At 44.9% G+C, this 13,114-nt stretch carries 8 protein-coding genes; 1 reads left to right on the top strand and 7 read right to left on the bottom strand.

What is annotated here, in order from left to right; genetic code table 11:
• The first annotated feature begins 112 nt into the window (after window positions 1-112).
• Complete coding sequence (gene fabA, locus DRW07_RS07405) at window positions 113-631, top strand: 3-hydroxyacyl-[acyl-carrier-protein] dehydratase FabA (protein WP_124027248.1); 519 nt, start codon at window positions 113-115, stop codon at window positions 629-631.
• A 38-nt stretch (window positions 632-669) separates the two neighbouring features.
• Here fabA and rmf read toward each other — a convergent pair whose 3' ends face one another.
• From rmf to DRW07_RS07370, 7 genes are all read right to left on the bottom strand, one after another.
• Window positions 670-846: a ribosome modulation factor gene (gene rmf / locus DRW07_RS07400; RefSeq protein WP_124027247.1), complete on the bottom strand. Its 177-nt coding sequence runs from the start codon at window positions 844-846 to the stop codon at window positions 670-672.
• 220 nt (window positions 847-1,066) lie between these two features.
• Window positions 1,067-2,809, bottom strand: a complete 1,743-nt coding sequence (locus DRW07_RS07395; RefSeq protein ID WP_124027246.1) for a DUF3466 family protein — start codon at window positions 2,807-2,809, stop codon at window positions 1,067-1,069.
• Window positions 2,810-2,821: 12 nt separating this feature from the next.
• Window positions 2,822-4,726, bottom strand: a complete 1,905-nt coding sequence (gene uup, locus DRW07_RS07390) for an ATP-binding cassette ATPase Uup (protein ID WP_124027245.1) — start codon at window positions 4,724-4,726, stop codon at window positions 2,822-2,824.
• The gene (locus DRW07_RS07385; RefSeq protein WP_124027244.1) at window positions 4,723-4,956 is read right to left on the bottom strand and encodes a glutaredoxin family protein; all 234 of its coding nucleotides are present in this window, start codon (window positions 4,954-4,956) and stop codon (window positions 4,723-4,725) included. The genes uup and DRW07_RS07385 overlap by 4 nt, the downstream gene beginning before the upstream one ends.
• Window positions 4,946-7,045, bottom strand: a complete 2,100-nt coding sequence (gene rlmKL, locus DRW07_RS07380) for a bifunctional 23S rRNA (guanine(2069)-N(7))-methyltransferase RlmK/23S rRNA (guanine(2445)-N(2))-methyltransferase RlmL (protein ID WP_124027243.1) — start codon at window positions 7,043-7,045, stop codon at window positions 4,946-4,948. The genes DRW07_RS07385 and rlmKL overlap by 11 nt, the downstream gene beginning before the upstream one ends.
• The gene (pyrD, locus tag DRW07_RS07375; protein WP_124027242.1) at window positions 7,042-8,049 is read right to left on the bottom strand and encodes a quinone-dependent dihydroorotate dehydrogenase; all 1,008 of its coding nucleotides are present in this window, start codon (window positions 8,047-8,049) and stop codon (window positions 7,042-7,044) included. Before pyrD ends, rlmKL begins: the two co-directional genes overlap by 4 nt.
• 82 nt (window positions 8,050-8,131) lie before the next feature.
• Complete coding sequence (locus DRW07_RS07370) at window positions 8,132-12,970, bottom strand: NAD-glutamate dehydrogenase (protein ID WP_124027241.1); 4,839 nt, start codon at window positions 12,968-12,970, stop codon at window positions 8,132-8,134.
• Window positions 12,971-13,114 lie beyond the last annotated feature (144 nt).

Genomic DNA, 13,114 nt, shown 5'->3' with positions numbered 1-13,114 from the left:
GCACTACACAGAAGTGTAGCATGTGAAAATTTAGAGAAAAATCACTGTTCAGAGTTGTATAGCGTACAAGTGTTAGCTAAATTACGCGCTCGATAAAAAAATGAGGAAACCCATGAGTAATAGGCCTAATGCATTCAACCGTGACGATCTTTTAGCATGCAGTCGCGGAGAAATGTTTGGACCGGGCAACAGTCAGTTACCGGCACCCAATATGCTGATGATGGACCGGATCGTTTCCATTACCGAAGACGGTGGTGAATATGGCAAAGGTGAAATTCTTGCTGAATTAGACATTACGCCCGATCTGTGGTTTTTCGACTGCCACTTCCCGGGTGATCCGGTAATGCCAGGTTGCCTAGGTTTAGATGCTATGTGGCAATTGGTTGGCTTTTTCCTTGGCTGGTGTGACGGACCGGGTAAAGGCCGCGCTTTAGGTGTCGGTGAAGTCAAGTTTACGGGCCAAATACTGCCGACCGCTAAAAAAGTAACGTATCACATTACAATGAAGCGTGTAATAAAACGCAAACTGTTTATGGGTATGGCCGATGGCATTGTAAAAGTTGATGGAAGAGAAATATACAGTGCAAAAGATTTAAAGGTTGGTTTGTTCCAAGATACGAGTAATTTCTAAATAAAAAGCCCCGTAAAGGGGCTTTTTTTGAGATTAAGTTAACGCGTTCCCAGGCCAATCTGCCTATCTTCGACCGCCTCGCGCCATCCTCCTAACCACTGCGACCGGGGTTCTGCTGCCTGAAATGGACAAATATCTTTAGAACGTCCACTGATACCTGCTTGATAGCCCTTTGCATGAGCACGTGTAGCTTTATCTCTTTTTTGTCTTTTCATTGATTCGCCTCTTTCAAGTTAAGTATGAAACGTTGCTTACTTGCGCGCTAAATCAATTTGTATTCATGGCGGCAGTTCACAACCTCTCACACTATTATTGATAGGCTAAGTTGGCATTTGGTTCAATGAATTTTATCGCTAAAAGGTATTGACATTAACTAAATTCCTGATGCGTTTATGTATTTTTTATTACATTTTTTTTTCATAAACACGAAAGGGATTAATCCCTTTCGTTATATCGCCTAAAGAATACCAGAGCACCTGCTAAAAAGCCCAATACCGATAGCGGTAGAGAAGCGCCCTGACGCTCAGGAATAGTGTCTGTATCTGTGGAACCGCCACATTCTTCAACCTGCCCGTTCGCGTTAGGCGAGAGTTTTAAAACAATGGCTTTGTCAATCAGTTGCTGATTCCCATCATCATCCAGCACATCCTGACCTCGCGCATCTCTAATCGGTGAACTCGCACGCGCAGTTACCAAAATTTCATCGTTATTGTTGATGCCAACTGCGTCAACCAAGGTGTAAGGCGCATCACATGGGATCAGGGTATTTAGGTTTACGAATTCATCGGTTTCGATATTGTACATAAAGGCATTCTTTTCACGCCTTGCTTCATTACTCACCTCAACTTCTGCTTCACCCACAATAATATTGTTGTCGTTAATATCTCTTGGCGTGGTTTGAGAGCTGGTGAAAAAACCATTAACGATACGTTCTTCACCGGAGTCTAAGTTTTTTACAAATAATTTGTCTCTGGCAGTGGTGCTCGCAACCTGCGCTGAGATTCCGGCTACCCAATTGTTGTTGTTAATTACCAATGCCCTACTCTGGCTAAACGTGCTTCTATCCAGCAGCTCGGTCATTTCGCCGTTGTGAAAAGAAGTGGCAACAACACCAAGCTCAATAATGTTAGAACCGACGCCACTGTTTGGGTTGGGCCGTGTAATCTCTACTATTTCACCGGTACTTGCTGTACCTATGGCGATACCCGCATCGTTAATATCTACCGCTTCCGATAAATACAGGAAGGTATCATCTTCTTCAGGCTCAAACAGCAAACCATACTCTTGGGTATTTACCAGCGTACCATCGGTTGACAACTCCCAAATCACCGCTCTGCGCTGACCGCCAGCTACAATCGCTGAAACAGAGGCACCGTTTAGATTATTTGGATAGTTAATTCTCCAGCGACACACTTCAATGGGCGTATCGCCCCTAGCGTCATCATCGTCACACCTTTCAATCGCATCTGTCACGTTTTCGCTAACAGAGACAATCGCACTACCCGCTACTTGCAAATTATTGTTAATGGCGAACGCGTCAGAGCTGCCTCCTAAGGTACTATATGGACCGGGCAAGCCTGTTGTCACACCATTAATTTGAACAAAACCACGATTACCAAAATCGTTGATTTGAATTGTCTGTTCGTCTCCATCAGTATCGGTGTAAGTGAACAAGCTAAACGCATCATCACTGGTTCCAACAAAATAATCACCGTTCAAGCTATCTCTAACGATGACCTGGTTAGAACGGCTCAATGCATTGAAATTTTCGTTGAGTTCGTCAAACGCAAATACCGAATTAATCTGCACCCCACTTTGCTGGTAACTTCTGAAATTGGGCAGTCGCTGACCGCCCGTGTTTCTGCCTGTGGAAGACCGTAACAAGGCAATAATTAAATTGTAATCAGCATCGTTGAAGTTACCCTCTTTTGCGGCATCAACATCGGTCAGGTTTGCCGTAAACGCTTCATTATCAAAATCCAACTGTGACAGGTCGATAGGTTGATTGTATTCATTTTGAACAACCACTAATGCGTTGCCAGTGTCGTCTATACCTTTGGCAAATACATTTTGCGCCAGATCATTTGCCGTCAAAACGTCAACGTCATACACGGCGGCGGTGGTAGTTAGGCTCAGACTGGCCAGCGCAACGGCACTGGCAAGAATTGTTTTTCTCATTCTATTTCCTGTTTACTGCTGCATGTCAGCTAACATGCTTTCCAATTCATCCCATCGCTCATAAGCACGACTCAGTGCGGCCTCCTGCTTTTGCAGGCTATCTAAAATGGGTTGCGTATTCTCTTGCTTGAAAAAATCTGGCGCGTTAATCTTTTCTTGTATCTGCGCGACTTCAAGCTCTAATTTTTCAATTTCCTGTGGTAGCGTTTCCAGCTCCCGATTATCTTTATAGGATAACTTTTTTGGCTTAGTGACAGAAGACGTGGCTTTAGGACTCTGTGACTTGGGTTGAGTTCCACTTTTTTCTGTTTTCGCCTGATTTTCTTGATACCAGCGGGAGACGTCGGAGTATCCACCCACAAACTCCTGCCATTGTCCTCCGGTTTCGTAAGACAAGGATGCTGTCGCAACATTGTCTATAAAGTCCCTGTCATGACTCACTAGTAACACTGTACCGTCGTAGTTAATCAATAACGTTTCCAACATTTCTAAGGTTTCAACATCCAAGTCGTTGGTTGGCTCATCCAATATCAGGACATTGCTTGGCTTTAACATGATTTTTGCTAACAACAGGCGGTTTTTTTCTCCACCCGAAAGAGAACTTACCTTAGCATTGACTCTTTCAGGCTCAAACAAATAATCCTGTAAATAGCTAATGACATGACGGGGGTGACCGTTAACGATTAAATCACGTTTTCCGTCACCCACACAATCTATCACTGTTTTCTCTAAATCGAGTTGACTTCTGTGTTGATCAAAATAGGCAACCTCAAGGTTAGCGCCTTGGTGAACGTCCCCACTGTCTGGGGAAAGCTCACCTAATAAACACTGAATGAGCGAGCTTTTCCCACATCCATTAGGCCCCAGAAATGCAATTCTGTCTTTTCGTAGCACCTGTAAGTTGAGATCTTTAGCGACGATATGACCACCACGTATCAAGGACAGCCCCTCTACATCAAATACGCGCTTGCCTGAACGGGCGGCTTTACTTTGTTTTGCAACAACTGAGCCTTGCAGCTCTCGGCGTTTTTTGCGTTCTTCACGGAGCGCTTTTAACGCTCTAACCCTACCTTCGTTTCTAGTTCTTCGGGCTTTGATCCCCTGCCTAATCCACACTTCTTCCTGAGCTAGCTTTTTGTCAAATTCAGCTTGTTGCGTTTCCTGCACCGCCAGCGCTTCCTCACGCTTTTGCAGATAGGTATCGTAATCGCCCGGATAACTGGTTAAGCAACCGCGGTCCAAATCCAGAATACGGGTAGCCAGATGTCGAATAAATGCTCTGTCATGGCTCACAAATACGATTGCGCCTTGAAACTGCTTTAAACTGGACTCTAACCAGTCGATCATTTGGACATCTAGATGGTTGGTAGGCTCGTCCAGTAGCAGAATATCAGGGTTCTGAACCCAAGCCCGAGCAAGCGCCGCTTTTCTTCTCCAACCACCTGACAGTGATGAAAGTAGTGCATTCCCTTGTAGTTTTAGGGTCGATAAAGTTTGTTCTATCCTTTGTTCAAATTGCCAGGCATTAGCACTTTCAAGTTTATCCTGAAGCTGCTGTAGCCGAGCGAGATTACTCTCATCAGGAGAATGAGCGACCACATCAAGTTGTCTAAAGTAAGCCTTTAATACCTCACCGACATCGGATAAACCTTCGGCGACATAATCAAACAGGGTCACGTCTCCCCGCTCTGGGGGATCTTGCTCCAATCTGGCTACACCAACACTGCTATCTATAATGCGTTGACCATCATCAGCGAGTATTTCCCCTGCGATAACTTTCATGAGCGTTGACTTCCCACTGCCATTACGTCCCACAATGCACAACCGTTCTCCGTTGTGGATCGTTAGGTCAACACCCTCCAATAACGCCGGTGTGCCATAGGCAAGCTGAATGTCTTTTAGTTGTAATAAACTCATGATAGAAACTGAATTAACTGTGTCTGGTCAAAAGGCCAGCCCAACTCTTGCTGATTATCAGTTCGCTTTAATACCGGAATACGAACTGCATAGGCATGATACAGGTTTACATCATCTCTAATGTTAATTTGTGTTACCTGAGGGCGAATATTTTCTGGCAATGTATCGAGCAATGATTTTGCATCATCACACAAACTACACTGGGGCCCAGTATACAGATTAATGTGCACGGGTGATGCTCCAGCATTTGTGAATGTTTCCGCGGCGCTTATAATCTTCGGGAATAGTCTGCTCTGTTATCTCTGTGGCAATAAGCCCTGCCTGCTGCAACCCGTTCACATCCAATTTAAAGCCCCGTTTGTTATTCGAAAACATCAGGGTTCCTTCTTCATTAAGGCAAGCCGCTGCGTTTACTAACAGCGAAAGATGATCACGCTGAACATCCCAGGTTGTTTGCATCCGTTTAGAATTACTGAAAGACGGTGGGTCGACAAAAACCAACCCGTATTTACCTTTGTGAGATTTTAACCAGCTCAAGCAATCGGCCTGTATAAAGGCATGTGGACCTGTTATATGGTTTTCTCGGAAATTATCTTTAGCCCATTGCAAGTAGGTATTAGACATATCAACGGTGGTCACTGATCTCGCTCCGCCTAACGCCGCCATTACGGAAACGCTGCCGGTATAAGAAAACAAATTGAGAACGTCTTTATTCTTGGCTTCTTTCTTGATTATCTGACGCGTTTCCCGGTGATCAAGAAACAATCCGGTGTCCAAATAGTCCCACAGGTTGACCAAAAACCGCGCCCCGTTTTCTCTTACCGTTATACGCTTTTCAGTTTGACTGACTTTTTCATATTGGGCTTTGCCTTTTTGCTGCTCACGCACTTTTAACACTATCTTGTCTGTGTTTATCCCCAGCGCTGCGGGCAAATACAAGAGTACATCCTGTAACCGCCGACGGGCTTTTTGCTCGTCAATCGTTTTTGGCGGCGCATACTCCTGTACAACGTAATAATCACCATAACGGTCCACAGCCACATTGTATTCTGGCAAGTCAGCGTCGTAAATCCGGTAACACTCAGTATCTTGTGTTTTAAGCCAAGGTTTTAAGCGCTTAATATTCTTTTTCAGGCGATTTGAGAATGGATGTTCAGCATCATTACCAATTATTTCCAGGTTATCGCCAACCAAGGCATAATTAACCAGCTTACATTCAAGCTTACCGTTCATAACGGCATACTCTTTGTCTGCGCGAAGTTTCAAGGTTCGCAACAAGTCGCGATTGCTGCTGAGTAAACTTACATGCCAACCCGACCACTCTTGTTTTAGATGTTTACCCCACTGCGTAAACAAGGGAACGAGTTGGGCCAGTTCACTGAGACGCTCCCCATAGGGAGGATTAGACACAATAAAACCTGATTCAGTGTCAGCGGGTGTAAGTTGCAACGCATCACGGTGAGAAAATTGTATTAATGAAAATACGCCAGCATTGTCGGCATTTTTCTTTGCTTTAATGACCAGACGCTTATCTGAATCTGAGGCTAGTATTTTACACTCGCACTCTGTTTTCGCATTTAACGCAGCTTCACGCAGACGGAGCCAGCTATTTGCGTTGTGTTGCAACCAATAAGAAAAGCCCCATACTTCACGGTTTAAACCAGGTGCTACATTAGTTGCTATTAACGCGGCTTCGATGGCAATCGTACCCGAACCACACATGGGGTCGACCAAGGGGAGTGTCTTATTCTCAGTCCAGCCACTGCGCATTAACATCGCTGCAGCTACATGCTCTTTAAGCGGCGCATCACCCTGCGCTTCGCGATAATGACGCTGATGCAAGCTCCTACCAGATAGGTCAATACCTATTTGGCATTGCTCTCTGCGCAATCTTACAAACACAGAAATATCGGGTTGTTTGGTGTCAATACTAGGTCGCGACGCGCCATTTTCTGAAAAATGATCAACGATCGCATCTTTGGTTTTTTGTGCTCCAAATTGGGTATGCTGAATGGCTCTGTTTGTGCCATTGAACTGCACCATAAACCGTGAATCTGTCTTAAATTGCATCGACCAGTCTATGTCAGCGGCAAGCTGGTAAAGGTCTTCGGCATCATTGACTTTGCCTTCGGCCAGCTGCCAGAGGACTCTATTTGCTAGTCTGGACCACAGACATAAGGTGTACGCATCTTCCAAAGTGCCTTCAAAAGAAATGCAGCCAGGAGACATCTTCGTAGTGACATCAGGAAGCAGCGCATGAATCTCGTCGTCTAATAACGTATCTAACCCTTTGCTCGTGGTGACGTGGATCATGCTCATAAAGCAGCCACAATTTTGTTTATTAGGGTTGGCCCCTGGTAAATAAAGGCTGAATATAGTTGGACCAGAGATGCTCCTGCCTCCAATCTTGCTTTTGCAGCCTCTGGGCTGTCAATTCCGCCAACCCCTATAATAGGTAGGCTGCCAGCTAGAGATTCGGCAAGAACCTCGGTTACGCGTAACGACATATCAGTTAATACTGAGCCACTTAAACCGCCAGCTTCTTCCGCATGCTCGAGCCCAGCGACACTCTCTCTTGATAGGGTGGTATTCGTCGCGATTACGCCATCCATCTTAGCCTTCATCAGTGATGCCGCAATGCTCTTTATTTCTTCATCGGATAAATCAGGCGCAATCTTAATAAATAATGGCTTATATTGCCCATGAGCTTGTGCCAGTGTTTCTTGCGCGGCCTTCAACCCTGCGAGCAATGCATCAAGTGCTTCACCGTACTGAAGATTCCTTAAGCCCGGCGTATTGGGTGACGAAATATTTACGGTAATATAGTCAGCATACGGATAGGCTCGGTTCAGACAGTGCACGTAATCGTCAAGCGCTTGCGCTTCGGGCGTTGCTTTATTTTTGCCGATATTAATGCCCACAACACACGATGACTTAACCTTTTTCACTTCTTCAATTAAATAATCAACGCCGTAATTATTGAATCCCATTCTATTGATGATGGCTTGCTTCTCTGGAATACGAAAAATACGAGGTTTGTCGTTCCCCGGCTGACCTTTTGGTGTGACAGTGCCAATCTCAACAAAACCGAAACCCATAGCAGCAAAAGCGTCCACACATTCGCCATTTTTGTCCAGTCCTGCGGCCAGCCCCACTGGATTGGGGAACGTGATACCTGCAACCTTAACGGGCTTATCAATGCGATGTTGCGCGTAGGTGGCCTTTAACGGAGTGCGTTGGGTGCGCTTTAGCCAACCTATAGTTAGGTCATGCGCAGTTTCTGGAGAGAGGGCGTGTAAGGCGTGCTGTGCAACTTGAAACATGAGATCACTTTCAATAATTAACGGGCTTATACAAAAATGCCCCGGTAATCAAACCAGGGCATGTTGTCTGATTGTGGGTATTTTAATGGTTTGACTTCACGCTTAAAAGCATCAATTCACGAAGTGCGACAGAAAATTTAGCAAATTCGTGCGTCGAGCTAGTTTTAAACTCGCTCATCATTAAATACCAACGCTTAAGCAGCACGTCATGACTCTCTATCCAGGCATTCAAGATGTCATCGGCATTTTTTGCTTCATCACCCGTTGACAAAAGATTGGTAGTAATCGAACGCTGCTGCCAATCAAGTTCCTCACGATAAGATGCTCTGGCCAATGCTTGCCAGTGATTGCTGACAGCCTGATTATTGATTTGATCAAGGAACCAGTGAAGCTCAAGCTTTGATCCCAGCTGATAATACAATCGGGCAACTAAGGTCGTATCATGCTTGGTCTCGTCACTGATTTGCGATAAATCAAGTGTAGAGAACAGATTGCTGAAGCTGGCCACACGGTATGCTAACTTGTCGGGTACACCCTCTTTTATTAACTTCTGGGTATTAGATTCTAGCTGGTTGTATTCAGCTGAAACCAGATAATCACCTAAGTTAACCAGCAAGTTTTCCATGGTCGGCGTGTAATAAGCAATGGCATCGCTGATACTTTTGCTTTTATCGCCATGACGTATGTACCAACGCGCCGCTCTGCGTAGCAAACGTCGTGCACTTTCCAGCATTCTTAATTGAACAGTTGCATCCACTTTATTATCGAGAGCTTCAATATCAACCCAAAGCATATCAATATCAAAAATACCATTAACGATACTATATGCATCGGCAATTTCCTGAATTGAAGCACCGGTTTCTTCTTGCATGCGAAAAACAAAATTCAGACCCATAGTGTTGACCATTTCATTGGTCAACTTAGTGGCAATAATTTCGCTACGAAGCGGGTGCTCCTGCATCTTATCGGCAAATTTATCACGAAGCCTCTCGGGGAATGCTTCAATTAACAATTTGCCGTGATAAGGATTGTCTGTTATCTCAGGGATATTCAGAGAATCTTTTAAAACCATCTTGCCGTAGGCAATCAAGACGCATAGTTCAGGTCGAGTCAGCCCCTTATCAGTCGCAACGCGATCTGAGATCTCATCATCACTGGGAATGAATTCTAGTTCGCGATTCAAGGCTCCGTCGCGCTCTAAACCGTGAATAAAACGAAGCTGCTCCTTGAGTTGCGAAACACCACCCAATTCAGTAATTGATAATGACTGCGTCTGGCGATAACAATCATGCAAAACTATCTTTGAGACGTCATCAGTCATTGCATAAAGCAACTCGTTTCGCTGCTTCATGGTCATATCACCACTTTGAACCAACGAGTTAAGCAATATCTTAATGTTGACTTCGTTATCGGAGCAATCAACGCCCCCCACGTTGTCAACGAAGTCGGTATTGACGCGCCCGCCGTTTGCTGCGAACTCAACTCTACCTAGCTGGGTGAGGCCCAAGTTACCACCCTCACCCACTATTTTAACGCGTAGGTCTTTGCCGTTGACGCGGGTCGTATCGTTAGCTCTGTCTCCCACTTCGGAGTGAGACTCTTTGCTTCCTTTCACGTACGTCCCAATACCGCCATTCCAAAGCAAGTCGACAGGCATTTTGAGTATGTTATGAATGAGCTCATTGGGCGTCATAGTTTGCTGGCGTGTACTCAGCCACTTTTTCATTTCTGGCGTCAGCTTGATTGATTTGGCTGCACGGCTGAAAATACCACCGCCTTTTGAAATCAATTTGCTGTCATAGTCTTCCCAACTCAGGCTTGGATCGTCAAACAAACGCTTTCGCTCTTTATACGACGCAGCTGCATCTGGATTAGGATCAAAGAAAATGTGCATGTGGTTGAAGGCGGCTATGATTCGCGTGTGCTCTGAAAGAAGCATACCGTTCCCAAATACATCACCTGCCATATCACCCACACCGATACAGGTAAAATCTGTAGTTTGACAATCAATACCTATCTCGCGGAAATGGCGCTTAACAGACTCCCAGCCTCCACGCGCAGTAATACCCATCTTTTTATGGTCATAGCCAATACTTCCACCCGACGCAAACGCATCGCCTAGCCAAAAACCAAACTCTTCAGCAATGCCATTCGCGATATCAGAAAATGTTGCGGTACCTTTGTCGGCAGCTACAACCAAATAAGGGTCATCTTCGTCATGACGAACGACATTCTTAGGCGGTACGATAGCGCCGTCTACAATATTGTCTGTGATATCTAAGAGACTGCGTATAAACATGCGATAACACGCCTGCCCCTCTTCGAAGAACGCTTGTCTGCCGCCTTCAGTGGGAAGTTGCTTACACACAAAGCCGCCTTTAGCGCCCACAGGCACAATTACGGTATTTTTTACCTGTTGTGCTTTAACCAAGCCAAGAATTTCAGTACGGAAATCTTCCTGGCGATCAGACCAGCGCAATCCACCACGGGCTACTTTACCTCCGCGAAGATGTACACCCTCGACACGAGGGCTGTACACAAAAATTTCAAACTTCGGCAATGGCAATGGCATATCAGGGATAAGCTCAGGCTGCATCTTAATAGACACATAAGACTTTTCCTCACCCTTGTCATCTGGTTGATAGAAATTGGTCCGCAAGGTTGCTGCCATCATATCCAGATAACGACGAATGATACGGTCATCATCCAGGTTACTTACATTGTCCAAGTGCTCAATGATAGTCGCCAACAAAGCTTCCGTCTTTTTGGCATTGCGTTTGATTGTCGGATCAAAACGCATATCAAAATACTGCACTAATAAGGTGGCTATTTGCGGATATTTTGACAAGGTGTTTGCAATATAATCGCGGCTAAAAGAGCTTCCGGTCTGACGCATGTATTTGGCATACGCTCTCAAAATGGTCACTTTACGGCCAGTCAAGCCGGCACCTAGCACTAACCGGTTAAACGCATCATCTTCCAATGCATTGTTCCAGACCTTGGCAAATGCATCCTGGAATAACGCCTGCGCTTCTTCCATATTGAGCTTTTTATCGCGCTTGTGGAGCATGCTGAAATCCATTATCCAATGGGTGTCACCTTCAGCACATTTTATACGGTAAGGACTTTCGTCTATGACTCTCAAGCCAAAGTTTTCAAGCATTGGCAACACATCAGAGAGGTGAATAGGCACGTCTTTGTGAAACAGTTTCAGTTTAACGACGTCGCTGCCTGCCGGCTCTTCCTGCGGACGGTAATACAGCATGTCGAGTTTGTGTTGATCGTTTAACTGTTCAAGCTTACCGATATCGACTAACGCCGCGCTAGGAAGATTTTGTTCAGTGTAACTTCGAGAAAATGCATTGATATAGCGGTTTTCAAGTGCCTTACCCTTACTTTCACCATGAGCCGAGCGGATCGCAGCAGCTAACCTGTCGTTCCAGGTTTTGCTGAGCTCGATAATATTTTTTTCAATTTCTTTCACATCGACGTCCGTATTATTATTTTTGACCCGGGCAATATAGTGTGTACGCGCGTACACTGATTCTGAAAAGTAAGTGGTAAACTCAACCTCTTCCGAAGCACCAAATGAATGTTTAAGGAGCTCTTGAGTATCTTTTCTCAACTGAGTGTTGTAGCGCTCGCGGGGTACATAAACCATGCACGAATAGAAGCGGCCAAACACATCTTTGCGCATGAACATTCTGGAGATCCCGCGCTCTTGCATCTGAAAAATACCCAACACAATTTGCGCCAGCTCTTCTTCAGAAGTCTGCAGCAATTCATCACGAGGGTATGTTTCAACTATATTAACGAATGCTTTAAACGCATGCGTACCTGGTTCAAAACCTGACAGATTACAGATACGTTCGATTTTTTCCTTGAGTACAGGAAGGCCTGTTGCACTGCTGTTGTAAAAGGACGCTGAATACAACCCAATAAATCTGTGTTCACCAATCACCTGGCCCGACTTATCGAACTCTTTAACACCTATATAATCCATATGGGCCGGGCGATGGACACGAGCTCTTGTATTGGTTTTAGTCAGCATAAGCGGTTTATCACTTAATGCTTCTTCTCTAGCAGAAGCTGGTATACGTGACAACAAGCGCTCGCGGTCACTGATAGAGTTTTTCATCAGGCCTAGGCTACTATCATTATCGGGAACCCAGCGATGGTCACCCTTAATGGCCTTAGCCGAATAGTGGCGATACCCCATCAAGGTAAAATTATGGTTGTATAACCACTTAATAAACGTTTGCGTTTCTTTTTTTACTGCATCGCCAGCGGGGCAAGGTGCATTATCAAAAGAAGTCATCACCTCTTTGAGCTTTGCCCGCATAGATTGCCAGTCGCTCACAGCAAGTGACACTTCATCAACAACAGAATGTAGCTCTTTCGTCAAGATATCTAAATCGCGTTTTGTGCTTTGACGATCTATTTCAATTAGAAACACCGTCTCTTTGTGCGACGCTTTTTCTTCTTTCACACCGCTGGAAAGCTTTACGATACTGTTGCTTTTGTCGCGCTGTAAACCAATGGGATTGTGCAGTAATAAATGAGCCGTAATATTAAGGCGGTTTAATGCCATACGAATGGAATCAACCAAAAACGGCATATCGTCTACCATGATTTCTACAATGGTATGACTAGAGTGCCAGCCATGCTTTTCGATCTCGGGATTAAATACACGGATATGGGGTTCAGATTTATCGTATTGCGCAAATGTTTGCCACAGGCTCAGAGTTGCACCGTATAAATCACTGTCATTTCGATTTTCAAGATCATCCGCTGACATATTTCTGAACAATAACTTGGCAAAATCTTTCACCATGTCACGAGAATCGGCAGCGACTTTTTTATCAATTAACGTAAATACGTTTTGTAGGAGTACAGAGTGTCGTTGAGTGTTGACTGTCATTACGGGTCCTTTATTGTTTTAGCGCGTTCACCCAAGGCCTATTTTCGCTAATTCAATCAGGTATTTAAAGCCTTTACTTTACGAATTATTAACAGCATAGATAACTATCTGACAAACGACCATAAAAAAAGGGCCTTTTGGCCC

The sequence above is a fragment of the Paralteromonas sediminis genome (assembly GCF_003820355.1).
GTDB lineage: Bacteria > Pseudomonadota > Gammaproteobacteria > Enterobacterales > Alteromonadaceae > Alteromonas_F > Alteromonas_F sediminis.
Note: the sequence above shows the minus strand (reverse complement) of the source record. Positions and strands in the feature narration are given on the sequence as shown.